At 48.9% G+C, this 23,741-nt stretch carries 29 protein-coding genes; 8 read left to right on the top strand and 21 right to left on the bottom strand.

Features of this window, described 5'->3' with window-relative positions:
- Positions 1-44: 44 nt before the first annotated feature.
- The 17 genes from virB10 to HMPREF2596_RS09245 form a co-directional block, all read right to left on the bottom strand.
- Positions 45-1,367, bottom strand: coding sequence for a type IV secretion system protein VirB10 (gene virB10, locus HMPREF2596_RS09320; RefSeq protein WP_053088399.1), 1,323 nt, complete (start codon positions 1,365-1,367; stop codon positions 45-47).
- The gene (gene virB9 / locus HMPREF2596_RS09315; protein ID WP_065425730.1) at positions 1,364-2,197 is read right to left on the bottom strand and encodes a P-type conjugative transfer protein VirB9; all 834 of its coding nucleotides are present in this window, start codon (positions 2,195-2,197) and stop codon (positions 1,364-1,366) included. Before virB9 ends, virB10 begins: the two co-directional genes overlap by 4 nt.
- 27 nt (positions 2,198-2,224) lie before the next feature.
- A complete protein-coding gene (locus tag HMPREF2596_RS09310; protein WP_114139676.1) occupies positions 2,225-2,929 on the bottom strand; it encodes a VirB8 family type IV secretion system protein in 705 nt (234 codons plus the stop codon).
- On the bottom strand, positions 2,926-3,048 hold the full coding sequence (locus HMPREF2596_RS11660) for a hypothetical protein (protein ID WP_282822551.1): 123 nt from the start codon (positions 3,046-3,048) through the stop codon (positions 2,926-2,928). The genes HMPREF2596_RS09310 and HMPREF2596_RS11660 overlap by 4 nt, the downstream gene beginning before the upstream one ends.
- Positions 3,049-3,120: 72 nt before the next feature.
- A complete protein-coding gene (locus HMPREF2596_RS09305) occupies positions 3,121-3,615 on the bottom strand; it encodes a hypothetical protein (protein WP_049323729.1) in 495 nt (164 codons plus the stop codon).
- A gap of 18 nt (positions 3,616-3,633) precedes the next feature.
- Positions 3,634-3,825: a hypothetical protein gene (locus HMPREF2596_RS09300; protein WP_141762678.1), complete on the bottom strand. Its 192-nt coding sequence runs from the start codon at positions 3,823-3,825 to the stop codon at positions 3,634-3,636.
- A gap of 23 nt (positions 3,826-3,848) precedes the next feature.
- Positions 3,849-4,763 (bottom strand): TrbL/VirB6 family protein, encoded by a 915-nt coding sequence (locus HMPREF2596_RS09295; RefSeq protein ID WP_049323728.1) that lies wholly within the window; start codon positions 4,761-4,763, stop codon positions 3,849-3,851.
- A gap of 62 nt (positions 4,764-4,825) precedes the next feature.
- Positions 4,826-5,494, bottom strand: a complete 669-nt coding sequence (locus tag HMPREF2596_RS09290) for a TrbJ/VirB5 family protein (protein WP_168167173.1) — start codon at positions 5,492-5,494, stop codon at positions 4,826-4,828.
- Between the two features lie 85 nt (positions 5,495-5,579).
- Positions 5,580-7,994: a VirB4 family type IV secretion/conjugal transfer ATPase gene (locus HMPREF2596_RS09285; protein ID WP_070850854.1), complete on the bottom strand. Its 2,415-nt coding sequence runs from the start codon at positions 7,992-7,994 to the stop codon at positions 5,580-5,582.
- Positions 7,894-8,328, bottom strand: a complete 435-nt coding sequence (locus HMPREF2596_RS11655) for a VirB3 family type IV secretion system protein (protein ID WP_234396119.1) — start codon at positions 8,326-8,328, stop codon at positions 7,894-7,896. Before HMPREF2596_RS11655 ends, HMPREF2596_RS09285 begins: the two co-directional genes overlap by 101 nt.
- 17 nt (positions 8,329-8,345) lie before the next feature.
- Positions 8,346-8,663: a TrbC/VirB2 family protein gene (locus HMPREF2596_RS09275; RefSeq protein WP_210401079.1), complete on the bottom strand. Its 318-nt coding sequence runs from the start codon at positions 8,661-8,663 to the stop codon at positions 8,346-8,348.
- 66 nt (positions 8,664-8,729) lie between these two features.
- Positions 8,730-9,371 (bottom strand): lytic transglycosylase domain-containing protein, encoded by a 642-nt coding sequence (locus tag HMPREF2596_RS09270; protein WP_049323724.1) that lies wholly within the window; start codon positions 9,369-9,371, stop codon positions 8,730-8,732.
- 438 nt (positions 9,372-9,809) lie between these two features.
- Positions 9,810-11,063, bottom strand: a complete 1,254-nt coding sequence (locus HMPREF2596_RS09265; RefSeq protein ID WP_070765597.1) for an ABC transporter permease — start codon at positions 11,061-11,063, stop codon at positions 9,810-9,812.
- The gene (locus tag HMPREF2596_RS09260; protein WP_070765598.1) at positions 11,060-11,974 is read right to left on the bottom strand and encodes an ABC transporter ATP-binding protein; all 915 of its coding nucleotides are present in this window, start codon (positions 11,972-11,974) and stop codon (positions 11,060-11,062) included. Before HMPREF2596_RS09260 ends, HMPREF2596_RS09265 begins: the two co-directional genes overlap by 4 nt.
- A gap of 27 nt (positions 11,975-12,001) precedes the next feature.
- A complete protein-coding gene (locus tag HMPREF2596_RS09255) occupies positions 12,002-12,745 on the bottom strand; it encodes an SH3 domain-containing protein (protein WP_070765599.1) in 744 nt (247 codons plus the stop codon).
- 80 nt (positions 12,746-12,825) lie between these two features.
- Complete coding sequence (locus HMPREF2596_RS09250) at positions 12,826-13,824, bottom strand: BtrH-related acyltransferase DarH (RefSeq protein WP_070765600.1); 999 nt, start codon at positions 13,822-13,824, stop codon at positions 12,826-12,828.
- A 71-nt stretch (positions 13,825-13,895) separates the two neighbouring features.
- The gene (locus HMPREF2596_RS09245; protein WP_070850860.1) at positions 13,896-14,744 is read right to left on the bottom strand and encodes an RnfABCDGE type electron transport complex subunit B; all 849 of its coding nucleotides are present in this window, start codon (positions 14,742-14,744) and stop codon (positions 13,896-13,898) included.
- A 1-nt stretch (position 14,745) separates the two neighbouring features.
- On the opposite strand from HMPREF2596_RS09245, the gene HMPREF2596_RS09240 reads away from it, so the two are divergent.
- Together HMPREF2596_RS09240 and HMPREF2596_RS09235 are read left to right on the top strand one after the other, a co-directional pair.
- Positions 14,746-14,925 (top strand): hypothetical protein, encoded by a 180-nt coding sequence (locus tag HMPREF2596_RS09240; protein WP_070837024.1) that lies wholly within the window; start codon positions 14,746-14,748, stop codon positions 14,923-14,925.
- 6 nt (positions 14,926-14,931) lie between these two features.
- A complete protein-coding gene (locus HMPREF2596_RS09235) occupies positions 14,932-15,399 on the top strand; it encodes a YchJ family protein (RefSeq protein WP_070850852.1) in 468 nt (155 codons plus the stop codon).
- A gap of 264 nt (positions 15,400-15,663) precedes the next feature.
- Here the strand turns inward: HMPREF2596_RS09235 and HMPREF2596_RS09230 are convergent, their stop codons facing one another.
- Positions 15,664-16,452 (bottom strand): inositol monophosphatase family protein, encoded by a 789-nt coding sequence (locus HMPREF2596_RS09230; protein ID WP_070850851.1) that lies wholly within the window; start codon positions 16,450-16,452, stop codon positions 15,664-15,666.
- A gap of 166 nt (positions 16,453-16,618) precedes the next feature.
- Between HMPREF2596_RS09230 and HMPREF2596_RS09225 the strand changes: the two genes are divergently transcribed.
- The 4 genes from HMPREF2596_RS09225 to HMPREF2596_RS09210 all read left to right on the top strand — a co-directional run bounded on the left by HMPREF2596_RS09225 (position 16,619) and on the right by HMPREF2596_RS09210 (position 19,440).
- Positions 16,619-17,344, top strand: coding sequence for a 16S rRNA (uracil(1498)-N(3))-methyltransferase (locus HMPREF2596_RS09225; protein WP_070850850.1), 726 nt, complete (start codon positions 16,619-16,621; stop codon positions 17,342-17,344).
- 82 nt (positions 17,345-17,426) lie between these two features.
- Positions 17,427-17,717 (top strand): acyl carrier protein, encoded by a 291-nt coding sequence (locus HMPREF2596_RS09220; RefSeq protein WP_003748215.1) that lies wholly within the window; start codon positions 17,427-17,429, stop codon positions 17,715-17,717.
- Positions 17,714-18,772 carry a beta-ketoacyl synthase N-terminal-like domain-containing protein gene (locus HMPREF2596_RS09215; protein WP_070850849.1) on the top strand — a complete coding sequence of 353 codons (1,059 nt, stop codon included), beginning with the start codon at positions 17,714-17,716 and terminating at the stop codon, positions 18,770-18,772. The genes HMPREF2596_RS09220 and HMPREF2596_RS09215 overlap by 4 nt, the downstream gene beginning before the upstream one ends.
- Positions 18,754-19,440, top strand: coding sequence for a hypothetical protein (locus tag HMPREF2596_RS09210; RefSeq protein WP_070850848.1), 687 nt, complete (start codon positions 18,754-18,756; stop codon positions 19,438-19,440). The genes HMPREF2596_RS09215 and HMPREF2596_RS09210 overlap by 19 nt, the downstream gene beginning before the upstream one ends.
- Before the next feature lie 109 nt (positions 19,441-19,549).
- On the opposite strand, the gene HMPREF2596_RS09205 is transcribed toward HMPREF2596_RS09210, so the two are convergent.
- From HMPREF2596_RS09205 to cyaY, 3 genes are all read right to left on the bottom strand, one after another.
- The gene (locus tag HMPREF2596_RS09205) at positions 19,550-21,112 is read right to left on the bottom strand and encodes a hypothetical protein (protein ID WP_070850847.1); all 1,563 of its coding nucleotides are present in this window, start codon (positions 21,110-21,112) and stop codon (positions 19,550-19,552) included.
- 186 nt (positions 21,113-21,298) lie between these two features.
- A complete protein-coding gene (luxS, locus tag HMPREF2596_RS09200; protein WP_004518928.1) occupies positions 21,299-21,805 on the bottom strand; it encodes an S-ribosylhomocysteine lyase in 507 nt (168 codons plus the stop codon).
- A 55-nt stretch (positions 21,806-21,860) separates the two neighbouring features.
- Positions 21,861-22,184: an iron donor protein CyaY gene (cyaY, locus tag HMPREF2596_RS09195; protein WP_049323082.1), complete on the bottom strand. Its 324-nt coding sequence runs from the start codon at positions 22,182-22,184 to the stop codon at positions 21,861-21,863.
- Between the two features lie 71 nt (positions 22,185-22,255).
- On the opposite strand from cyaY, the gene HMPREF2596_RS09190 reads away from it, so the two are divergent.
- Positions 22,256-22,426, top strand: coding sequence for an LPS translocon maturation chaperone LptM (locus HMPREF2596_RS09190; protein ID WP_036493473.1), 171 nt, complete (start codon positions 22,256-22,258; stop codon positions 22,424-22,426).
- Between the two features lie 16 nt (positions 22,427-22,442).
- Positions 22,443-23,663, top strand: a complete 1,221-nt coding sequence (gene lysA, locus HMPREF2596_RS09185) for a diaminopimelate decarboxylase (RefSeq protein ID WP_070850846.1) — start codon at positions 22,443-22,445, stop codon at positions 23,661-23,663.
- The last annotated feature ends 78 nt before the right edge of the window (positions 23,664-23,741 follow it).

Genomic DNA, 23,741 nt, shown 5'->3' with positions numbered 1-23,741 from the left:
GCTTTCATAAAAAAACCTGCCCCCGGAGGGGCAGGCCGTCTGAATCAGTATCCGTAAGGATTAACCAACTCATATACTTTGCTGAAATCAACATCCCGGGCAACCATGATGTTAATCAGTGAGCCCTGATTAATCGTACCGGTTGGCGGAATATTGATACTGTTTTTCAAGGCTTCGGTTGCCATCTGTTGCGCGGCCTCGCTCGTATTTTCATACGAGATGTGATTATTATTGCCCGAAGTTCGATTTTGGCGATTACCAACAGCATCACCAATATCACCAATCAAGCTAATCATAATAGAACCGCCGAAACGTTTCCAAAAATGGTATTTAACATAAGCAGCATGACCACTTTCACCCAAAGCCCCTGCACCTGGACTCGCTAGTGGCACTTTTACGCCAGTCGGCGTTTCCAGCTCATTCCATAACACGAAAACTCGTGCTTGTCCTTGCAACAAGGCGGAAGTTTGTTCACCGATGATTTTACTGCCACGTTCGATCAGAAGGGTTTGTCCATTAGCGGAATATACATCTTTCGATACGATACACCGGGTAAATCCAGGCTGGGTTGTTACGATCTTGGTATCCAATCCGCAAGGGATATTCGTTCCTTTGGCCAGCAGATATGTCAAATCTCCACGTTGTTGTGCTTGGGCTGAAGCCGTTACAGTCGCATTCAGTCGCGAACCAAAACTGCCCCCACCTCCCTGTGTAGCACCACCTCCATCCTCACCCCCAAAGAAACTTGGAGGGCTACCTGTATTCAGTTGTGCGCTACTTTCAGATGAAGTGCTGCCCAAGTCAGAGATACTACTATCAAACTTAACTAAAACATTACCACTCATTTTGCGGTCTTTAGGGGTTTGAGAAGGCGTAGTTTCAGATGGTGTGGCTTGAACAGTGCTATCGTAGGGTACTTGCTCCACCGGTTGAACAGTGGGTTGAACTGCACCCGTTTGGACTTGTGAAGCCACTTCCGGTTGAGGCTCGGAAGCACCCTCATCCGGAACGGGATCTGAAGCGGCTTGTTGATCCATCAGAGCAATTTCCGCTTTATCCTGGGCAAAGTTTTTACTCCCTGTTACTTCAGGAGCAGAAGCAATCTTTGGTTGAGAATCTTCCGCTTCTTCATCCCCACCCGTCATCCCGATCAGTCCCGATACGATGACACCTACCGCAAGAATGCCTACTCCTGCTAAAGCGACCTTACGCATATTATTAGGTGTAGCAGTATTTAGATTCAGTGGTATGCCGGGTTCGATTTTATCGTTCTGAACAGATTGGGATAGGGCTTCAGGCTTTGTAAAATCACCGTTTTCTACGGTATTAGGCTTAGTTTTTCGTTTGAATTTGTCGAAGAATTTCATCTGCCTTCCTTCTCTCTACTAATACGGACAAAATCATGATTGCCGGTGCCGGTTCGATTAAACGTGCCTTGTTCATCGAAGCTACGATTTTCCAAACCAAGCACAGATTTTCCGAGGCGCAAAACAAAATGTTTTGCAGTTTCATGGATTACCACGGTATCGCCCTCCACATGGCTGTTAAGCAACATTTCTGTACCGTCAGCCATAACTTTGTAAATCAGTGGCAGTTCTCGACCGTTATCAAAGCTGAAATAAGTAAAGCGGCCATTATCGTAGGCCGCTGTCGGTGCTAGTGCTTTATTGCCCTTACCCCAATAGTTGTAATTGTGCTGAACACTGGATCGATGCCTTGTTCCTTTGATTTTTTCCAAAGCCTTAGCCTGTTTCTGAGCTTCGGCACGCGCTTTATATTCCGCAGTATCAGGATAGACAAATCGAAGTAAATAAGTCGGCTTTTGAACATATTTGCCATTTTTCTTGCCGGTTAGCGACAAATCGAAGGCATATGTTCGTTTTTTGTTAGTTGTAATCAACATATTTGTGGCTGGAGCGGAAGCAACCGGCTTCATATAGAGATTGTTACCTCGAACTGCCAAATTCCAGGCTTCTGTATCACCCATACCCAAGCCGCTTGTATCACCAGTCAGCAATTCACCATCTTCAAGTTGGATTAAAACAGCTTCTCCAATACGAGCATGAACATGAATAACATCATCGGGATTGTACACAACGGTTTGGATGCGGCCGTCTTTAGCCGACCCTTTGGGAACAGATACCGCTCCGGATACAGCAGGTAAAAGTCCCATCAGCAGTAATGCTGTCAGTTTCATTTTTACATTCATCGTTAACCCTTTCTGTTATGGCGCAGTTTCCGGATCGACGCGATAACTTTTGACAATAAAGCCCAATGGATTGATACGGCGGGCTTCCTCACTCATAGGCTGGTTCGCATATTCGTAGCCGATAGTTGCGATCATGTTTTGAACAGGAATTTCCTGATTTAAATCTCCCGAAATCGGTACCATACGTTTTTCAAAACGGACTTGCGCTGTACTACCAATAAAAGTCACGGCTTTTACTTTGGCGACTACCTTGTATTGGTTTTTTAATACCTTATGCGGAGCTTGCGGATTGTCGTTATAGATTTTTGAAAATGCTGCCTGAATCTCAGGGGAACTCATCAACATAACCGCATCGTAGTTATCCTGAATTGTTACCCAGTCATAGCTTTCACGAAGTTGGACGTAACGTGTCAACCAGTGTTTATCCATAACTTCGCCGTAGGATTGTTCCTGATTTTTCATCATCGTTACGATTTCCGTTTGCCCGGTGTTGTTATCGACCTTGATTACATAAGGCCGTGTCTCTTTTAAAGGTGTCAGACCTGCTACTGCTCCAACTGCCAAGCCTGTGATCAAGAGACACGCACCACTGATGCGCCATGCAATTTTTGCTGATTTATGAACACGCACAATTTCTGCGCTTTCAAAACCTTTTGCAGCATTAATAAACTCAATAGCCATTTTGTTATTGCTGGCTTTTTGTGAATTGTCAGGCATCATTTATCCTCTTGCTGAATAGTTGAATTAATCGGAAAAGGCGTACCGTGAGGTTGAGGAGGCTTTTTTCCGGAACATGCACAAAGTGCGATAGAAAGGGAGAGAAGAAGGATGGTTTTCACGGGGATTTCCTTGATTTATGAATCGATAAGCCCAAAAAAAACACCCCGATTGGGGTGTTCTTCTCAGATAGATTAATAGGTTGTTGCGTGATATTGCGTTTTTTGAATATTGAAACGATTATCATCGGTTAGAGAAAGAGTTGTACGAAAGTTGTCAATTTTGACTTTCTCTTTAGGAGGTATGTGGATGTCGGTTGATACTGCCGACACATAATATCCCTGTTTGTCATAAATAGGAACGGACACATTAACCACAATCAGACGATTGGTTTTGTTTAAAGCCTCACCAGTAAAGGTTATATCTGCCTGTGGAATCGCCCCCTTATAACTGCCACCTCTTTGGACAACAAGCATTTTCAAGTTTTTTAATTCGTATTGAGCTGTCGATTTACTGCCTAAAGACAAAGTGTCTTTAGCTTGCCCTGCTCCCGAACCGGCCATACCTGAATTAATGCCCGCCAAAGTACCGTTGATGGCGCTGAGGCCGTCAGTCAGTTCAGCACAGGCACTCAAGCCCAAACTCAGGGCTGTTATAGCAGCAAATTTAGTAATCTTGCGATAATCCATATTTAAACCCTTAGAGTATTAATCATCAAAACGAACCGGTACTGGTCGGTCAAGCAGTTTAAAAAATAATCCAAAAATCGATAAACCGATACATAGCCCGGCTAATCTGGCCAAAGAACTTTCCATCAAGTTGCCGAACATACCGATAAACACCAATGTGCCCACAGAAAGCAACAACATCCACCAAAGCATTTTAGTTACGAAAGTCATGATCATATTCTCCTAAAATTGGATTATTTCGGTTTGACTTTCCCGCCACCGGGAAGTTTCACACCTTTTGCCCATCTTGCCACAGACATAACGGTTCGACTGAAACCGTTTACAGATGCCCCACCCGTTAAAGCGGAAGAAATCGAAGGAATACTCCAGGCAACCAAAATAAAAATTGTTGTTGATAGGAAAAAGAGCGGAATCAAGCCGACTACCTGAGCAACTGATCCGATCTCTCCAACTACTGCTCTTTCTAATTGGTTCTTGAAAAAATCATTCTGCAATGCACCTAGAATAACGTAAAACACTACTGTAACTGAGTAATTAAGGATTTGTCCTATCCAATTCATGCCCCACTGCCGTGTTGCAGGAAACAACATTGAACCTATAAACATAGGTCCGATGACGATTACCATCGCCAATGATAGTTTGGCAATTAGGTAATAAGCAAATGTAATGAGAAAGAACAAATAAGCCAATATAACAGCAACCGTACCACCAATATAAAGCATCAGCTTATCTGATACTTGTAGCATATCCAAAGAAGAGGCATACGCAAAAATATTCTCCATCATCTTTAAGATATTGTTGCTTTGGGTATCCAACGCGCTTGCAGTATAGGTTGAAGTCCCCAACAATCCACTCAGATTTTCGGGCAACATCCACATGATATTGGCAAGTTTCTGATACTGACTGGAATTGAACGCAAAAGCGATAATCAGCAACCAGCCGATCATGCGCTTACCCAAATCCACGACATTTTCATCAAACCCCCGTTTGTAATAGTCAAACGCGATCAACAGGATATAAATCCCAAAGCCGATTTGAAAAACCGGAGCAATACCGCTGATCATGTTGTTTGATTTTTGGAACAGATTAGTTCCCATACCGTTTAGTAGAAAGTTGGCGAGTTCGGAAAAATAAGAAGTTGTTTCCATAATTTGCCCTATTTTATTTAGTGCTGCATTCGCTTACTCCCGAATGCAGCACGATAAAGCTACTACTGATTGCAGACCGCATAGTTGCGATCACGGATATGACGTGCCATACATTCTTCACGGGAAGCATACTGGCGCTGTTCGATTTCTTGTTGTCGTTTATACAACCGATCGAGCATATCAAGCTTGGTTTGATTGTTGGCGATTTTTGCCTGTTCCACAGAAATACGGTTTTGCAGGTCAGTAGCGGCTTTGATGTCTTGTGTATTGTTGACTTCGTCCATCAAGCGCGACAGAGATTTAAGCTGTGTCTCCATCGAGTTAAAGACTTTTTCCATCTCCTTCATGTTATGCACAGCCATTCGTTGCGCCGTTTCAGGGTTATAAGCCTTACTATTAATTACAGACTTATAGTCAATATTTTTAGCTCCGTCATAAATTGCACTCCATTCTGAAGGAATTTGGTCTTTGAGCGTATCCTTCAAAAGATTGCCCATATTGCGCGAACCTGTCATCGCTTTAAACTGTTTAACCTGTTGTTCGTACTGCTGTTTCATTTGTGCGAGTTGCTTAGCCATCTCCATCATCTGCTGAAGGAAGTTTTGGGCGCGTTGAGCTGCTGCTGCACCATCAACTACCGGAATACCACTAGCTGTAACTGCTAAAGGCATAGCTGTTAAACTCGTAACAAGAAGAGCCATAGCGGATAATTTCTTCAGATTCAATTTCATCATAAGTTCCTTGTTGAAAGCCGCATCAAGCGGCAAAAAAAAGGCCGTTTGAAATTCAAACAGCCTTCGTTAAATTAAAAGAATATTATGCGGCTCGCACATTTTTCTTCTCTGCACGGCGTTCTCGCAGGGTTTCAAGAAATGGGCGATACCAAACATCCGGATTTTCACTGCCAACATCTTCCATAATTTGATGCAACAACTCAACGTTATCAGATGAACCTGACAGGAAAGCCATTTCATCATGAAAACCGTACAAATCCAGCATGGCAAAAGCCGATTGTTTCGACTGCTTAACCAAGAATGTGCGACTTTCCAACGAGAGTTTGGAAAGTTCCTCAAACTCTTTTAGCGTCAGGCCGCAACGTTCGTAGCTGTTTTCAAATTCGGCATCAGGATTCGGCAGAAAGATTTTAGTTGGCGTTTGTTGCACAATCGCCGGGAAAATAGGACAAGAAATTGCATCTTCCGGTGATTGCGACACCAAAATCAACCAGCCGCCGCGTTTACGGTCGGTTTTCAGAATCTTGAGCATGATGTCCTGCAATGCCTCAAAACGTGCCGCATACCAAAATTCTTCAATGATGGAAGCGAGAATGCCGTCTTCTTTAGCAACTTTGTCCATCATGATATTTCTCAGGTGGAACATATACGCTAAAACCGGAGCGGTCGGCGGATAGTCGTCCTTCAGAATATCGGTCAGGTCAAAGCCGACACGGTAGAATTGTTCAGCATCAAACAGGTTTGTCGGGTTGTCCAAGCACCATGCGAACCGTCCGCCTTCACTTTCGCACCATTTGGACAGGCGCATACGCAGTGAGTTGGGATCAGGAACGACGGGAATACTTTGTAACAGATGGCTGAAACGACGGTGTTCGTAATCCATGCTGAACATCGTATCGACGGCGGCCTGAATCTCTTTTTCTTCCGTCGCCGTCAGTTTGCCGTTTTCGTCTGCGCCGCACATACCGACCAAGCTGTACAGGAATTCACGGTTTCCTGGCGTATCGGGCAGTTGGAAAGGGTTTAACCCAGTTGGAACCCCCGCTTCCAACGCAAAATACGAGCCACCAATGGCGCGGATAAATATCTCCATGCCCCGGTCTAAGTCCATCACGAACATATAAGGGTTGAAGCGTTCGGTAAACGCCATCATGGCTGTTTGCAGCGTAGTTTTACCCGTACCGGTTGCACCCAGTATCAGCGTGTGTCCGGCGATTTTTTCGCCGAGGCTGTCCTCCTTCAGGTTTGAAAAATGGAAGTTGAAGTCATAAATCGTTTTGGACGTGGTTTGCAGCGGCATAATTGCCGAACCGTCGCCAATCGGATTACCCTGTTTTTTACCGTGCGAATAGTTGTGTATGCCGAAGGTTGTCGCAAAGTTTGTTGTCGTTTTCGGGAAAGAGCGGGGCTTTTCCTTGCTGCCCGGCACTTGGCTGAAAAACGTCGCAGGAGCGGAAAGTCCCGCCTTGGTAAAGCGATAACCGCCCGCATTCAGGAATGTGGAATAGGCACGCGCACCGTTTGCCGCCGCCTCTTCCGCCGTCTTACCGTACACGACCAACGCCGCATGATAGTCGCCGAACATCAGTTCACCCGATACAAGCAAGCCTTGGCCTTCTTCCAACTCTTCCTGTTGCGCGGTCGCTTTGTCATTGACCGATGTCAGGTTGTTGAGCTGCTTCCTGATTTCACCCTGCATATCATACGGATTGATGAATACGAGGCTTTGCGTGAATGTGAATTCACACGGCAGGCGCAGGATGGATGTCAAAATCTTAGGCTTGCTGACACCGAAGTCCTTCAGATCGAACATCTGCGCGAACTTGCGCGTTCCGTTTTGTGAACGGATTTCGCACAAATCCGAGCCAAAATGCAGATTAGCCCCAGGAATGGTCTGATAAGCATCAACAACCGAAAGTGGAATCTCTTCCCTTGTTCCGTTAATCAGGCTACCGAAAAACGAGTACACCTCCGAGAAGGCAACACCGTTTTCATTCTGATAGGCAGTCAGAAGATACGGATCATAGGGTTCGAGTGAACGCATCAGAATCTGAATTTGTTCTTCTGCCTCTTTAATCCCTGCTTCCAAATGGTCGAACTTAATCAAAACCGTCAGATGGAACACGTTTTCAAAATAATCCGCTTCCTGAAAGCGTTTCAGATACTTGTCAGCAAACTGCTGACAGAAGGCCTCCTGAAACTTGTATTCACGGTCAAAGACAATCTTTTGGCGTTGCAGCGTTCCCCACACCGCCAAACGGTTGCCCAAGGTTTTGCCCATACCGGCGAGCAGGTTGCGTAACGATACAAACTGCGTGAACAGGTGCTTGTCGTCCACACCATCAAACGGCAGGCCTTCCATGCGGATAACGAAGGCGAGATGTCCCGTTTTGTAATTAACGATGTTGTTTGTGACGTGTTGGCAGATTTTCGGTAGAAAATCCGACTGTGCCGGTTGCGCTTTTAGAGCGTTGCTCAAAAAATCGCTGATAATCACTTTGTTGTCTCCCGAATTTTGTGGCGAGAATGGTATTGGTACCGTTGAACATTTTGGCATTTCGACGACGTAAGAAATATTTCGTTTCATAGAAATAAATCCTCAATGCCTGATCGTCGTTCTTACTGATGGTGTATAGGAAGGCCAAAACCGGCAAAGGCAACAGCAGAAAATATAATGCCCTTCCTTCAAGAAAGGGCAGTGTTGCCATTGTCAAGATGACGGCAGCTAAACCGCAAACGGCCAAAGCCGGTAGAGGAATTCCTAAAACCATCGCACGCCTATTCAAGCCGTTGAAGGTCGCCTGTTCGGTATGGATGTCTTCTTTTTTCACTTGAGAACCTCCAACTTTTAGCCCACTTTCATACTACCGCCTTTTGTAAACAACCAAGTGCCAACGGCAATAGCAGCACCGGCAAACACAATCCATAAACAGGTTTCTAAAACATCCCCCCATGTCTTTCTTCCCCCGAACCCTTGTGCCGCCTGCCAAACAAGGGCAATAGTGGCGACAACACCGACAAGCGTGTAGATGGCCGTTCGGACACTTATAGCCATAGAAGAAACCTCACCACTAAACCCGTCTGCCAATACAGTTTGTGCCATTGCCAGTAAAGCAACTGTTGCAACTGTTTGTGTATTGGTTACAGCTTTTTTGATGTAATTCATCATCATTTCCTTTTTAAAAGACAAAAAAAACCGCATTTAGCGGTAATAAGAATTGCCCGAAGGCAGTTAAAACTCTTTAAATACATCCCATTCTGCGTATCGTTTGACGGGTGCTTGGGCTGCTACTTTGACTATGTTTTCAGACGAGCTATCAGATCGGGCAACAGCAGGTATAGGCTTTGGCTTAAAAGGCTGAACAGAGTGTGATGCCAAAACTGTACGATTGCCGCTCAATCGTGCGTAACGTTCTTTCACGTTGCGGACGTAGTGCTGCGTTTCCCGATAAGGCGGAATGCCACCATATTTCCTGACAGCTCCCTCACCGGCATTATACCCAGCCAGTACCAAATCAATATTGCAACCATGTGGGCTGGATTTGTCAGGAAAGTGGTTACATAAAAAACGCAGGTAACGTGTACCTGCGATGATGTTTTGTTCCGGGTCGTAGAGGTTTTTAGGATTCACCCCCATTCTTGCAGCAGTGGGAGGTATGACCTGTAACAAACCCCGTGCATTCTTATTGGATAGAGCATAACGGTTTCCTGAGCTCTCACGCCCCATAACCGCCCATACAATGTTTTTGTCCAAACGCTGTAATGCCGCATGCTTTTCAACTAATGCAGCGTATTGAGGGTATGGAGCGTCGGCAATCGCTGATGTTTGGTAAAAAGCAAAGAGTGATGTTGTCAGTATCAATATTCTCTTCATGTTTTTTTCACATCCCTTCCTTTATTTATTCTGAAAAGAAAAAACGAAAATCAAAGCAAATTGAGTAAAAATGCTTGGATTTTCGTTCTGTGGTATGTGTCCGGTTTGTGCCGAGATAAGGCAAAATTAAACTGTATCAGACTGAAGGTGCTGGCTTCAACTCTGTTTAGAAACAATTATTTATATTTTATTATTTGGACTTTTAATCCGTTGGTCGAGCGTTCGAATCGCTCACGACCCACCAAATATAAAAAACCTGCTTTGAAAAAAGCGGGTTTTTTTGCGTTTGGATTTTAGAATTTTGTTGAGTATATTTTGTTATTGAAACAATCCATAGCACATCAAGCATCAGGCCGTCTGAAAGATATTTTCAGACGGCCTGAAGTTTTATAGGAATGGTTTTGAGAAATAAGTTTTCTACTTAGGGCAGACAAACGTTTAAAACCTAACCTGCGTTTGCAACTGCCTACGATAAACCAATACGGCAGCAGTCAGCGTGGCAAAAGAGAATGCTGAAAGTAGGATGAGGTAACGGCCGATTCCGTCCAAGCCGCTGCGGTTGAGCAGCAGTTCTTGAAAAGCCTTTAAGCCCCATGCCATCGGGGAAATCCAAGTGAGTTGCTGCATGGTTTCTGGCATGACGTGTGCAGGCACCATAATGCCGCCGATTGCCGCCATCAGGATGATGCCGCCGCCACCGAGGACGACGGCGTGTTCGGTGGATTTGGCGCAGACGCTGATTAACAGCGCATAGCCGAGTGCGGCGGCGCTGACAGCGGCGGACAGCAGCGCGTAGGGAACAAGGCTGCCGTTGAGTATGAGGGCGGGCACGCCGATTTCGGGCAGCAGGTAGCGGCCGAGCAGCAGCATTCCGACAAACTGAAGTTGGTTAATCAGGAAATAGGGGACGAGTTTGGCGGCAATCAGGCCGGACGCGGAGGCGCGGGCGAGACGCAGGCGGGTGATGGTGTTGGTCTGGCGTTCCAGCGCCATGACGTTCGACAGCGGTATCATGATGAAAAACATACCGAAAATCAGCCATGCGGGTACGCTGTGCTGTACGGCGTTGGGTTTTTCCACCATGCCGCTACCTGCGCTCAGATAGTGTTCTTCCAGCATTTTGTTATCTAAAAAGCTGCGCACGGCGGCGAATTGTTCGTCGTTTTTTTCATCGACTTTTTTCTGGATGTCTTTGCGGATGGAGCGGGGCAATTTTTTATTGTCGATTTTGATGCCGTCGTTGTTGTCGAAATAGGCGTCCAGCCGCGTTTGTGTGTAGTGCTGCTGCAAAACGCCTTTAACCGCCGCCAGCCATGAAGGCTCGGTATCCGGCGGTACATAGATTTGCAAGGCTTTGTTGTCGGTGATTTTGTCGGAAGCGGGGTTCGGGTTATGCAGCACCAGTTGGAAACGCTTGTCATGCAGGCCGTTTTGCGCGTCGGTCAGTTTTTCAGACGGCATCCGCGTAACATGAATCTGCTCTTTTTCCAGCGCGGCGGCCAGCGCGGTATTGACGCTGTCGTCTGCCGCGCCGACCAGCGCGATGCGGCTGTCGGTGTGCGGGTCTTGGTCGCGGCTCAGCGCCAACGACATAATCAGCATGAAGGCGATGGGCATCACAAACAACACGGCCAAACCGTGCAGGTCGCGGCAGAGCAGTTTGAGTTCTTTGAGGAGGGAGGAAGTCGTCATTGTGGGTTTTGCTTATCTGTTGCTGGCTCGTCTTTGCGCAGAAAATCAAGGTAAAACGTTTCCAGCGAACCGTGTCCCTGCTGGAAGTAGCGGATTTGCGCGCCGCTTTGTTGCAGGGCGGCGTAAACGGTGGCGGCATCGTGCGCCGTTTCCATCATGCCGCGGCTGTCTACTTGCTTTGCACCCAAAGCGGCCAGCGTCTGAGGTGGCAGAGGCGGTTCGACGGTAAAGCGCACGACACCGGTTTGCGTGCTTAAAAGCTCGTCCAAACCGCCGTGGTACACCAGCTTGCCGTGTTGCAGTAGCGCAATTTTGCCGCAAAGCTGCTCGATTTCCGACAGATAGTGCGAGGTATAAACCACCGTTACCCCCTGCCGTGTCAAATCCGTCACGCTGTCGAGGATAAAGCGGCGCGACTGCGGGTCGATGCCGACCGTGATTTCGTCGAGGAACACCAGTTGCGGTGTGTTAATCAGGCCGATGGCAAAATTCAGACGACGTTTAAGCCCGCCCGAAAGATGCTTTGCCGCCTTGTTTTTGTGGGTGGTCAGGTCGGTCTGTTCCAACAGCGCATCCAGACGGCCTTTGTCGCGCACTTTGTAAAGCGAGGCGAAAAACAGCAGGTTGTCCCACACCGAAAGCTGCGGATAAAACGCAAAATCCTGCGGCACCAAACCGATTTTCTGCCGCTCGCTGCGGCTTAACAGGCGCAACGGCTTGCCGTCAAACAAAATTTCGCCCTGCCGTACTTCCTGCAAGCCGGCCAAAAGCGACATCAGCGTCGTTTTCCCCGCACCGTTGTGGCCGAGCAGCCCTAAACATTCGCCGTCGGCAATGTCGAACGACACATTGTCCAGCGCGGCGGTTTCGGCTTTGGGATAACGGTGGGAGAGGGATTGGATTTGAATCATGGTTTCAGACGGCCTTTCGAGCGATATTTAAATCGCAGTCCCCCATAAATAACGGCGCTGGAATTTGCCGTCCTTAAATATAAAGCAGACGCCGAAAGGATCGCCGTCCGAACCTTGTCTGCCAAATAGATAAAGCATCTTATCGCCGCGGCGGTAATAGGCTTCCCAGCGTTGATATACATTGCTGCCGCGTGCGGTGGCGGCAAAATCGGGCGAGAACAGTCCTTGCAGTTCGGCAGAGGGAACTGCTTGACCGTTTAGCGTGATACGTTCAAGCGCGAACACGCTTTTGGGAATGTCGTAGTCTGTACCATAGAAAGGTTTGCCTCGATAGAGACGCGCGGTGTATTTGTCTTTGTTGATGCCCGAGAAGTCGCTGAGTTTTGGATGGATGCGGCGGGCAACGATGTGTACCGTTTGTCCGCTACCGGACAAAGTCAGCGTATCGTCGCGACCGGATTGTTCGCGCAGGCGGACGAAGTTTTTGTCGGAGGCGGGAAATATCAGACGGCTGTAATGGATGAAACCGTAGTCTTCTGCGGCAGGTTGTTGCAGCTGGGCAGTACAGAAACTCAGGCTGCCTTCACCGCCGTCACCCAAACATTCCAACGGTGTGCCGTTGGGAATTTTTGCCAAGACTTTGGCTTTCAAATCGGGGCTTTCGCGTAAGTTGGTGTGTCCGTCGGCATCATGAACCAAGGCAAAGCCGTTCGGCGGCGCGGCATGGGTTAAGGCGGAACACAATAATAAGAGAGTGGCTAAGTAACGCATTTTTTATTTCTTTTAGTTTTCAGACGGCCTGAATGTCAAAATAATTCACGGTAGATTAATCGGGATCGAATAAATCCTGATTATTTCAACAATCCCCGCCACAACGCTTCTTCATCATCCGCAATCTTGCGCAAAAACGCGGCAATGTTGCGGCAGCCGTTTTCAGACGGTTTTTTGCATTGCTTCACGCACATGGCTGCGAATTGACGCCATTGGTCGCCGATGGTGGTCATTTGTTCTGAGGCCGTCTGAAACGCAGGTTCGTTGCAGATATGGGCGGCTTGTTCGAGGAAGTAGGCGTAGATATAGCGGAAACCTGCGCCGCCGGTGCCGATTTCTTCCTGCATCCGCACCAAATGGCCGAGAAACAGTTTTTGGTATTTGTCGTTTTGTTTGGCGGGCAGGGATTCGATTTTTTTGGCCAGCGTGCGGATGCCTTTGACGCCGATGAAAAAGACCGGCGCGAGCATATGTTTGGCGTTTTTGTGTATGGCTTTGCGGATAATGGCGGGCAAGTCTACCATGATTTGTTCAGACGGCCTGTTGTCTTCCAAGGTGTACATCATGCCTTTTGCCGCCAATACGCCTTTGGCAAAGCGCGCCCGTTGCAAATCTTCGGCGGCGCAGCGTTGTACGGTTTCAAATACGGGGTCGCTGATGAGGTAGTCGTTGCCGTCTTTTCCGTACACTAAAAGATTGTGTGCGTTGAAATGGAAGCGCATTTGCGGCGGGAAGTAGGGCAGCCAGAAGACGGAGGTTTGCAAACCGGCCAGTTTGCCTGAAGACAGCGCGGCATCCAATGCGGCTTGTCCGCTTTGTGCGTCGGAAAATTTGCGGATGGATAATTTCAGCCCCAATGCTTTGCAGGTATTTTTGATGATGCTGCGCGGCGCGGTACGGTAGGAAACCAGCGGCATGCCGTTTAATTTGATCAGCGGCATCCAGACAAACGTCAGCGCGTGGGCAATGCCGAAAATCATGGCTTCGTCTAAATTGTGGCCATGGTATTTGAGCAGGGTGGACATCACACCGCTTTCGCAATGGGCGGTATGCTGGTGTGGAAATTCTTGTGTGGTCATAAAGTTATTGGTTTTCGTGCAATGTTTTCAGACGGCCTGAAGCGGTCGGAATGGGTTTGTTGTTTTGGAAATCAGCGCGCTTCTTTGGCCGCTTCCTGTTCGGCTTTGTAGCGGCGCAGAAATTCGATGGCGGCGGCTTTTTCGGCTTCGTTGCCGTATTTGGCATCACGTTGGGCACGGCGCAGTTCGGCGCGTTCTTTGGCTTCTTCGATTTGGCGCGCTTTGAAGTCTTCGCGGTTGTCAGAGGAAACGAGTTTGTCCTGCTGCGATTGCGCTTTGGCCATGGCTTTGGCAATCAAATCCATGGGGTTGAATGCGGCGCTTAGTGCGGCTGTTCGGGTTTGCGCCTGTACGGCCTGTTTGGCTTTGACGGCGGCTTCGCGTTGCGCCAGCAGAGCTTTGCGTTCGGCATCGTCGCGCTGTTTGCGCGCGGTATGGCGTTCAAAACGGCTTTGTGCGTGTTCGGCGGCGGCAAAGCGCGGTTCGGCAGAGGTGCTGAAACGGCGTGCGGACGGCAGGAAGGGCTGCGATACGGGAACCATGTCGATGCAGTCGACGGGGCAGGGGGTAACGCACAAGCCGCAGCCGGTGCATTCGTCGCTGATGACGGTGTGCATCAGTTTGGACGCGCCCATAATGGCATCGACAGGGCAGGCGCGGATGCAGGCGGTACAGCCGATGCAGGCGGCTTCGTCAATCAGTGCCACAGCTTTGATTTGTGTTTTTGCCGGCGCGAGGTAGGGCTTGCCCAACAGGTCGGCCAGGTCTTTCATGACGGTTTCCCCACCCGGCGCGCACAGGTTTACCGGCGCTTCTCCTGTGGACAGGGCGCGTGCATAGGGTAAGCAGCCTTCATAGCCGCACTCGCGGCATTGGGTTTGCGGCAACAGGCGGCTGATGCTTTGGATGGGAATGGTCATCATGGATAATCAAAATCGAAAAGGCGCATTATATCAGATTGTTGCGTTTATTTTGGCGAAACTCTCTACGCTTATTTTAGTGAAATTTACCACGCTCGTTTTAGCGAAACTTGCTACGCTCATTTTCAGACGGCCTGAGTCGGGTTTGCGTTATAATTTTGAAATAGATTTATTTGGGTAATTAGGAATGGCGACTACACTTTGCCCCTGTCAGTCGGGGCATGTTTATACGGAATGTTGCGCACCGTTTCATGCGCGTGAGGCGGCGGCTTCAACGGCGGAAGAGTTGATGCGCTCGCGTTACAGCGCGTATGTTTTGCAGGAAATCGACTATATCGTGGACACGACCGTCCCTGCGCAGCAGAATTTGTTGGACAAGCAGGATTTGGCGGCATGGAGTAAGCAGACGCGGTGGTCTGGATTGAAGGTTATCCGTCATGTGCCGTTTGGCAAGCTGCATGCTTTGGTCGAGTTTGAGGCGTATTTTGAGGAGAACGGGCAAACCGAGTGCCATCATGAGCTGTCGGCGTTTGTGAAAATAGACGGACGTTGGTATTTTATTGATCCGACTGTTGCTTTGCCGACGATGAAACAGTCTTGTTTGTGCGGTTCTGGCAAAAAATTTAAGGCGTGTTGCGGACAGTTTTTCAAGTAATGATGTGAACAGGCCGTCTGAATATTCAGACGGCCTGAGCTGTTTTTGCAGATAAAAAAAACCATTCATACTAAGGGAGAAGTATGAATGGCCAATACATTGCGGGAAAACGTCTTACTTGCTGCACCGCCCAAAAGGGATGAAAGAGCGGTGTTGTGTCAGCAATTGGTATTCTACCGTTTTTAGTATTAAATGCTGTTAAGAAGTGAAATTATTTCAATAAATTGCAAGATAATCGTGATATTTTGAAGATAAACGGTATTTTCACTGATTTTCGCGAATCCATTTCACCCATTGTTTGAACAGCTCGGGTTGCAAAGCGGCGATGACGGAACGCTTGAAAACGTGCTCGCCGCTCCAGAAATCATCGCCTTCCAAAGTGGTCAGGCAGCCGCCGGCTTCTTCAAAAATCAATGCGCCGGCAGCGTAGTCCCACAGTTTTTGTCCGCCGTGGATGTAAATATCGTAGCGGCCGCTGGCAAGATAGCACCAGTCGAGCGTGCTGCTGCCCATGCTGCGGATTGTACCGAATGGGGCGAGGGTGTTCATGCGGCTGGCGAGTTTGCCCGAGCGCAGGTATTTGATTTCCACGCCGGCAATGGATTCGCTGAGTTTTTTTTCTACCGAACGCAGCGGCAGCGACGTACCGTTGAGAAATGCGCCTTTGCCGTGTTCGGCATAGAAACATTCGCCGCTGACCGGATTGTAAATCACACCCAGCTCGGTGCGCCCGTTTTTAACCAGTGCGACGGATACGGCAAAATGTGGCAAACCGTTGACGAAGTTGTTTGTGCCGTCGATGGGGTCGACAATCCACAGGCCGTCTGAATGTTCGTTCCACAAACGGGTTTGCTCCTGAACGCTCATCTCCTCGCCCAACATTGGACAATCTTCCAATAAGGGCAGGGCGGCGGCAAAAGCGGTTTGTGCGGCCAAATCTGCTTCACTCAAAACCGAACCGTCTTCCTTGCGTCGTGACGGCGTGTTCAGAAAACGCGGCATGACTTCGGTTTGGGCGATGTGGCGGACGACTTTCTGTAAACGGTATAGCACGGCATATCCTTGTTTTTTGCAGTTTTGCGCGACAGTGGATTAAAATTCGGGAAGTTTTCAAATTATAGTGGATGAAATCGAAAGCAGGCAGGAGCATATCGCCGTGTTTCAACTTCATTCATGAAATTTTAAATTTAAATTATATACATGAATAAAGCAGGAAACCATGCCCCGATTTTATGTTGATTTTGCCTTAAGCCCCGACAGCGTGGTCGAATTGCCCGATAATGTGGTGCGCCATCTGAATGTATTGCGCGTGAAAAATACGGAAGAAATCGTGTTGTTCAACGGCGATGGCAAGGTATATCCGGCTTTGCCCGAAGTTTTGGAAAAACGCCGCGCCAGCGTGCGGATTTTGCGTGAAGAGGCAACGGACAACGAATCGCCGCTGAACATTACGTTGGTACAGGCGGTATCCGCCGCCGAGCGCATGGATTTCACTTTGCAGAAAAGCGTGGAATTGGGCGTGGCAGAAATTCGCCCGGTCATCAGTGAACGCTGTGTCGTGCGCTTAAGCGGCGAGCGCGCTGAAAAGCGGGTGGCACGTTGGCAGGAAATTGTTGTTTCTGCGTGTGAACAAAGCGGCCGCAATATTGTGCCGAAGGTTTTGCCGCTGACGACTTATGCACAGGCATTGCAGCAGTTGCCGCAGGAAACGGCCAAACTGTTAATGAGCTTGAACCGCGCTCAAAAACTGAGCGATGTTCGGCCGCAATCCGGCAAAGTCGTGTTTATGGTCGGCCCGGAAGGCGGATGGACGGAGAAGGAAGAGCAACAGGCGTTTGATGCCGGTTTTCAATCCGTTACGCTCGGCAAACGGGTGTTGCGTACCGAAACCGCCTCACTTGCGGCCATCGCCGCCATGCAGACGCTTTGGGGCGATTTTGCATAAAGTTCGGGCCGTCTGAAAACGAGCGTAGCGAGTTTCGCTCAAGCAAGCTGTTGCGTCATGAGATAAAAATGGGAGTTTGAAAATGTCTTACACCTTTACGCTGGCCGAGCACGAGCTGGAAGCGGAATTGAAAAAGCTAATCGTGCAAGAGGCCGATAAGGCCGACGATGTGGATATGGATGATTTCACCGACGATGCGCTTTTGTTTGGCGATGACAGTCCGGTCGGTTTGGATTCGCTTGATGCGCTGCAAATCAGCGTTGCCTTGCAACAGTATTTCCAAGTGCGCCTTCAGGGCGACCGTATGGTGCGCAAACATATGATGTGCGTACGCGATTTGGCGGCGTTTATCCGTGCGGAGCATGGCGCATGAGTTGGGTTTGCGGTACGGCGGCCACGTCTGCCTTGAATCCGCAAATGGATTTCAGACGGCCTGATGCGGTGTCTTATACGTTTTTAAACCAGCCGCAGCAGGCTACTTATTTCCGTGCATTTGCCGGCAATCACTTGGGGCGGAAGGAACTTGCGGATATTGCCGAACAACATTTGCGCCGAGCCGCCGAACAGGCAGGCTGGCCGTCTGAAAGTTGGCATGATGCGCCGGTGTTTATCGGTTCCAGTTCCTATTCCATCTCCGAATATGAAAATGACTATCTTGCGGGCAATAGGGCGGCAGAAGAACACAGTCTGCTTTATCTTGCCGAAGATTTGCGCCGTCGCAGCGGCAATCGACAGATTTTCAGTTTCGCTACTGCCTGCACTTCATCCGCCCATGCGCTGATTCAGGCAGATAATTGCTTGTGCGGTGGGATGGAGCGCGCCTTTGTACTTGGTATTGAAAACCTCAACCGGCTGACTTTGCTGCATTTTCACAGCTTGGGTTTGCTGACCGAACAGTATCAGCCTTTTGGCGGAAACGGTTTGATTTTAGGCGAAGGTGTTGCCGCACTTGCCTTATCTTCCGTCGCGCCCGAATCTTCTTCAGGCCGTCTGAAACTTATCGGACACGCCGCCAATACGGGTAATGACCTGATTCAAAGCGATGGCCAAGCGCAGGAGCAAGTGATGCGACGCGCTTTGGATGTTGCAGGCATCGCTCCTGAAAGCATTGCAGCCGTTAAAACACACGGCATCGGCACGGCTGACAGCGATGCCGCAGAATTGGCCGCGCTGGAAAATATATTCGGTACGCTGCCGCCTCTGATGGCGTTCAAACCGCAAATCGGACACACGCTTGGCGCAACGGCAGCCCTTGAAACAACCCTGCTTTTATCCGCTTTAAAACAAGGCAAAAGCAGTGATTATCAGGGGCGGGAAATTCGTTTTTCCGAGTGCGCGGCTTCACCCAAAGGCGGCTTTTACTGTTTGGCCAATCAGTTTGGCTTTGGCGGCAGCAACACATCTTTGGTATGGCAATGGCAACTGTAAATCCTCATATCCGCATTACCGCCGCCGTGCGTTTTGATACGGACGCCAACACCGGCGGCAAAATCCTCAAACAAACCTTAAAGCAGCAAAGCGGTATAGACACCCGCCGCCTCAGCCGCTTGAGTTTGATTGCCGCGCTTGGTGCAGGGCAGCTAAAGGAACAAAGCGAAATCCGTTCTGATTGCGCTGTTTTTCTCGGTACGTCGTTTTCTTCGCCATCCGTGTTTGAAAAAATGGCAGACAATGTGCTAAACCATCACGCCGCGATGCCGTTTGACTTTATTGCCAACCTGCACAACTCCCCCGTTTTTCATGCCGCGCAAGCGTTAGGCACGCATGGTGCAACTTTGGTCGTTGCTGCCGACAATAATATGGATACTTGCTTTCATCCATTGTTGCTGGCGATGCAGTCTTTGCAAAATGGCGGTCAAGCTGCGGTTGGCTGGGCATATGAACATCAAGCAGCACATGCCGATACCCATGAAGGCAGCGTCTGGATTCTGCTTGAAGTCGGTGTAGAACAGGGTGTTCCCGTTGTGTTGAATGATGAAGGAATGCAGCCTGAGAGGCCGTCTGAAAAGCCGCAATATTATTGGCAAGATATCGCCGATTGGATAGAAAAAGTGATGGCGTGCGAGGGTAGGGATGTGAAGAAGTGTACTTTGTGATGGGAGAAATGATTTTAACGAAAGGGTTTGTCTGTTGAGATAAACAGGTTTACGCCATTAAAAAGGCCGTCTGAAAAACTTTCAGACGGCCTTTTTTCATTACAACCAATCAACGGGACATCTCTCCTTGAATCGCACGGATATTCGCTTTACGGGCATTGATGGTACGGGTCAGTTGTTGGATTTTAATTTGGTCGCCTTTTTGTTTGGCCGCATTCAGCTGGGTTTGAAGGCGGGTAATAGCGGCCTGTTCGTTGCGTACTTCGGTCTGCAATATTTGTTTGCGGGTTTCCTTAGGACTTGGCTTAGATGCCGGCGTAACCACAGGGGCAGTGCGGATCACAGGGGCAGTGCGGATCACAGGGGCTTTGTATTTGCTGTATGCAGAAGCGCGTGATTTGCCCGGACGGTTGCGCAAGATAATATTCAGACGCGGATTGGCGGCTTCGGCTGTGTTGGTTACGCTGGTAATCGGTACGTTCGGCAGAATTTTAATATCGCTGTCGTTATTTCCTTTATCCAGCAAAATGTCGGCTGCCGGTTTGTATGCTTTAGGGAAAGGTGTAGGGGCTGTGGTTTTACCATGCTCTGCCGGGGTAGCGGTTGCCGGTGTGCTTGGTTCGGATGAAGCTGTGGTAATTGGTTTGGCAGCTTGTTCTTCAGATGAATGAACAACGTCAGTCTTGTCGGCTTTGCTGCGGCTGAACTTGGCTTTGCGTCGAGAAGATGTTTTGGCATAAGTTTTGCCTTTGCGCTTAGTCTCAGCTTTGGCTGGTGTTTTATCGAGCGCTTCATCTTGAGTTGTTACCGCATGGCTATTTTGGCTAGCTGAAATTTGCGGCTGAACAGTAGGATTTTGAACAATCTCTTGTGGGATTTGAATTGCAGGTACGATAGGTTGGGCAACTGTTGTTTCATTAAGAATGGCGAGGCCGTCTGAAACAGTTTTTTCGGTAGAAGCAGTAGGTTGGACAGGGGCGACAGGAGTTGTATTGCGGACAGTAGTATCGGCAATATAGTCTTCAGCTTTTATTGTGGGAGGCGCTTCCAGAGTAGGCGTATTGTTGGGAACGATTACGCCGTCTGCAATGGCTTTGTCGGTTGCAACAGTAGGCTGGGTTTGCGCAGCGAGCACTGGAGGAACAATAGTGCTGTCCGCTTGAACGGCATTCGTCTGCGTTTGTACGACAGGAGTTGTGTTATGTGCAGCAGTATCGACAACATAGTTTTCAGGTTTTGCAACGGCTGGTGTTTCCAAAACAGGCGTATTGTTGGAAACGATTACGCTGTCTGCAATGGTTTTATTCGCAGGCACAGCTTGTCGAGTTTGTGCCATCGGAATGGAAATAGGTGCCGGAATACCGTATTCATTTTGAGAAACAACGACTGGGGTTTGTACCGCGGGCGTTGCTTGAGAAGCATGAACGTAGTCTGCGGCAGATGCTTTAAATTCTGTTGTTTGTACCGTTTTTAAAACCGGAGTGTCGCCCGGAATCGCAACGACGCTGGTTTCTGTTACATTGTTTGTTTCAACTATGCGACAGGCGTCATTGATCTGGTATGAAGCATAAACGGTAATGCCTTCAACATTGCAGACATACTCGGCAGCGTTGGCGGCGGCAGGGAAGGCCAGGCTGAGGGCAATAGCGGTTTTGCAGAAAAACGGTTTCATAAAGGCAATAGAATCAGGTTGTTTTTTCAAAGTGTAATTATACTATGTACATTGTCAGCAACCGCCAACTTATTTTTAGGCGGTGTAAAACTGCGGCTGAAAGGTTGAAAATCGAAATAAAAGGTCTTAGGCCGTCTGAAATTTTCTTTCTCTAAAGTTTCAGACGGCCTTTGTTTTCATCGAGTATTAAGCGTTCAACAGGCTTTCGTCCAATGTCAGCTCTTCGTTTTTATTGACGGCGACTTTGCGTGCCAAAACGTTTTGGGCGATTTCGTGCGCTTCGGCAAGCGAGTGCATCAAGTAGGTGCCGCATTGGTATTCGTTCAACTCGGGGATTTTGCTTTGGTCTTGAACGGTCAAAACATCCTGCATTGAAGCGAGCCATGCGTCGGCTACTTTTTGCTCGTCGGGCGTGCCGATGAGGCTCATGTAGAAACCGGTGCGGCAGCCCATCGGGGAAATGTCGATGATTTCGACGCCGTTGCCGTTTAAGTGGTCGCGCATAAAGCCGGCGAACAAATGCTCCAGCGTGTGAATGCCTTTTTCAGGCAGGATTTCTTTGTTGGGAATGCAGAAACGCAGGTCAAATACGGTAATGGTGTCGCCTTTGGGCGTGGTCATGGTTTTCGCCACACGCACGGCAGGGGCGTGCATACGGGTGTGGTCGACTTTGAAACTGTCTAGTAGGGGCATTTGGGTATCCTTTGAGGTAAATAGATTTTTTAGCGGGTGAGATTTAAAGATTCAATCACAATTCGGCAATATTGACTGCTTCGCCCGAAGCCGCACTCAGTGCTTCGTTCAAAACATCGTAGAAATCCCGTCCGTCGCGTGTTGCCAGCCATTTGCCGTTTTGCTCGGCGAAATGGTAGCCGCCGCTTTTGGCGGCAATCCACAATTCTTGGTTGGGCGTGTGGCGGTTGACGATGATTTGCGTGCCGTCTTCGGCTTCGATGGTCAGGACGTTTCCGGCAAACTGGCAGTCGAAATCCCAGCCGTTTTCATCGATTTGGTCTTCAATGTGTTCAAACAATTCTTCGCTCAGGCGGATGAATTCGCTTTCGGTCATCATGGCTTTTTGTGTGGTTTTTGTTTAAGATACCGAATCTTGCCACATTCGTAATGATGAAGAAAGTTTTACTGATGAAATACGGCGTATTTTTTGCAGCGGTAACGGCTCTGCTGCTCTCTGCCTGCGGCTACAAAGGCGACCTCTACCTGCCCAAAGAAGGCGACAAAGCGCGCTTCGGCGTGATTCAGACCGGCTTGAAATTCGATACGGCCAAAGAGCCGACCACTCAAACCAACGATTAAAAAAGACTTCACAAACATGACCTTATCCTGCGAACAAATCCCTTATTCCCACCTTGCCGAGGAATTCGGCACGCCGCTTTATGTGTACAGCAAATCTGCGCTGACCGAGGCGTTTGAAAACTACCAAACCGCGTTTGCCGCTTTGACCCCGCTTGTCTGCTATGCAGTTAAAGCCAATGGCAACCTGAGCATCATCAAACACTTTGCTTCTTTGGGGAGCGGTTTTGACATTGTGTCCGGCGGCGAGTTGGCGCGTGTTTTGGCGGCCGGCGGTGATGCGGCGAAAACGATTTTTTCCGGTGTGGGCAAGAGTGAGGCAGAAATTGAATTTGCGCTGAATGCAGGCGTGAAATGCTTCAACATGGAAAGCATTCCTGAAATCGACCGTATTCAGAAAGTTGCCGCGCGTTTGGGTAAAGTCGCTCCGGTTTCCCTGCGCGTCAATCCTGATGTCGATGCCAAAACCCACCCTTATATCTCCACCGGTTTGAAAGCCAACAAATTCGGTATTGCCTATGCCGATGCGCTTGAGGCCTATCGTCATGCCTCCCGACAAAGCCATTTGAAAATCGTCGGTATCGACTGCCACATCGGCTCGCAACTGACCGACCTCAGCCCGCTCATCGAAGCCTGCGAACGTATTTTGGCCTTGGTCGACCAACTGGCAGACGAAGGCATTGTGTTGGAACACTTGGACTTAGGCGGCGGTGTCGGTATTGTTTACCAAGACGAAAATGTGCCTGATTTGGGTGCGTATGCCCAAGCCGTTCAAAAACTGATCGGTACACGCCGTTTGAAACTGGTCCTCGAGCCAGGCCGCAGCTTGGTCGGCAATGCCGGTGCGTTGTTGACGCGTGTCGAGTTCGTCAAACATGGCGAAGAGAAAAACTTTGTGATGGTCGATGCGGCGATGAACGATTTGATGCGTCCGGCACTTTATGACGCCTATCATCACATTGAAGCGGTTGAAACCAAAAACATTGAGCCTCTGACGGCCAATATCGTCGGCCCGATTTGCGAAACCGGCGACTTCCTCGGCAAAGACCGCACCATCGCCTGCGAAGAAGGGGATTTACTGCTTATCCGCAGCGCCGGTGCGTATGGTTCAAGCATGGCGAGCAACTACAACACGCGTAATCGTGCGGCGGAAGTATTGGTTGACGGCAGCGGATACAAACTTATCCGCCAACGTGAAACCGTCGAGCAGCAAATGGCCAACGAATTGGTTTGTTTGTAAGGTTGGATCGTTTAAAAGGCCGTCTGAAAGCTTGACTGACTTTCAGACGGCCTTTGCTATGAAAGAAAAGGGCATGTA

The sequence above is a fragment of the Neisseria sp. HMSC078C12 genome, assembly GCF_001838065.1.
Lineage (GTDB): Bacteria > Pseudomonadota > Gammaproteobacteria > Burkholderiales > Neisseriaceae > Neisseria.
Note: the sequence above shows the minus strand (reverse complement) of the source record. Positions and strands in the feature narration are given on the sequence as shown.

Bases quoted from the DNA above. Each gene is read 5' to 3' on its own strand.
- HMPREF2596_RS09240 (WP_070837024.1), top strand. From the start codon at position 14,746: ATGGATAATCAAAATCGAAAAGGCGCATTATATCAGATTGTTGCGTTT.
- HMPREF2596_RS09255 (WP_070765599.1), bottom strand. From the start codon at position 12,745: ATGCGTTACTTAGCCACTCTCTTATTATTGTGTTCCGCCTTAACCCAT.
- HMPREF2596_RS09310 (WP_114139676.1), bottom strand. From the start codon at position 2,929: ATGATGCCTGACAATTCACAAAAAGCCAGCAATAACAAAATGGCTATT.
- HMPREF2596_RS09305 (WP_049323729.1), bottom strand. From the start codon at position 3,615: ATGGATTATCGCAAGATTACTAAATTTGCTGCTATAACAGCCCTGAGT.
- HMPREF2596_RS09300 (WP_141762678.1), bottom strand. From the start codon at position 3,825: ATGACTTTCGTAACTAAAATGCTTTGGTGGATGTTGTTGCTTTCTGTG.
- luxS (WP_004518928.1), bottom strand. From the start codon at position 21,805: ATGCCCCTACTAGACAGTTTCAAAGTCGACCACACCCGTATGCACGCC.
- virB9 (WP_065425730.1), bottom strand. From the start codon at position 2,197: ATGAAACTGACAGCATTACTGCTGATGGGACTTTTACCTGCTGTATCC.
- HMPREF2596_RS09250 (WP_070765600.1), bottom strand. From the start codon at position 13,824: ATGACCACACAAGAATTTCCACACCAGCATACCGCCCATTGCGAAAGC.
- HMPREF2596_RS09290 (WP_168167173.1), bottom strand. From the start codon at position 5,494: ATGAAATTGAATCTGAAGAAATTATCCGCTATGGCTCTTCTTGTTACG.
- HMPREF2596_RS09205 (WP_070850847.1), bottom strand. From the start codon at position 21,112: ATGAAACCGTTTTTCTGCAAAACCGCTATTGCCCTCAGCCTGGCCTTC.
- HMPREF2596_RS09235 (WP_070850852.1), top strand. From the start codon at position 14,932: ATGGCGACTACACTTTGCCCCTGTCAGTCGGGGCATGTTTATACGGAA.
- HMPREF2596_RS09225 (WP_070850850.1), top strand. From the start codon at position 16,619: ATGCCCCGATTTTATGTTGATTTTGCCTTAAGCCCCGACAGCGTGGTC.
- HMPREF2596_RS09220 (WP_003748215.1), top strand. From the start codon at position 17,427: ATGTCTTACACCTTTACGCTGGCCGAGCACGAGCTGGAAGCGGAATTG.
- HMPREF2596_RS09270 (WP_049323724.1), bottom strand. From the start codon at position 9,371: ATGAAGAGAATATTGATACTGACAACATCACTCTTTGCTTTTTACCAA.
- virB10 (WP_053088399.1), bottom strand. From the start codon at position 1,367: ATGAAATTCTTCGACAAATTCAAACGAAAAACTAAGCCTAATACCGTA.
- HMPREF2596_RS09295 (WP_049323728.1), bottom strand. From the start codon at position 4,763: ATGGAAACAACTTCTTATTTTTCCGAACTCGCCAACTTTCTACTAAAC.
- HMPREF2596_RS09275 (WP_210401079.1), bottom strand. From the start codon at position 8,663: ATGAATTACATCAAAAAAGCTGTAACCAATACACAAACAGTTGCAACA.
- HMPREF2596_RS09265 (WP_070765597.1), bottom strand. From the start codon at position 11,063: ATGACGACTTCCTCCCTCCTCAAAGAACTCAAACTGCTCTGCCGCGAC.
- HMPREF2596_RS09210 (WP_070850848.1), top strand. From the start codon at position 18,754: ATGGCAATGGCAACTGTAAATCCTCATATCCGCATTACCGCCGCCGTG.
- HMPREF2596_RS09260 (WP_070765598.1), bottom strand. From the start codon at position 11,974: ATGATTCAAATCCAATCCCTCTCCCACCGTTATCCCAAAGCCGAAACC.
- HMPREF2596_RS09215 (WP_070850849.1), top strand. From the start codon at position 17,714: ATGAGTTGGGTTTGCGGTACGGCGGCCACGTCTGCCTTGAATCCGCAA.
- lysA (WP_070850846.1), top strand. From the start codon at position 22,443: ATGACCTTATCCTGCGAACAAATCCCTTATTCCCACCTTGCCGAGGAA.
- HMPREF2596_RS09190 (WP_036493473.1), top strand. From the start codon at position 22,256: ATGAAATACGGCGTATTTTTTGCAGCGGTAACGGCTCTGCTGCTCTCT.
- cyaY (WP_049323082.1), bottom strand. From the start codon at position 22,184: ATGATGACCGAAAGCGAATTCATCCGCCTGAGCGAAGAATTGTTTGAA.
- HMPREF2596_RS09245 (WP_070850860.1), bottom strand. From the start codon at position 14,744: ATGACCATTCCCATCCAAAGCATCAGCCGCCTGTTGCCGCAAACCCAA.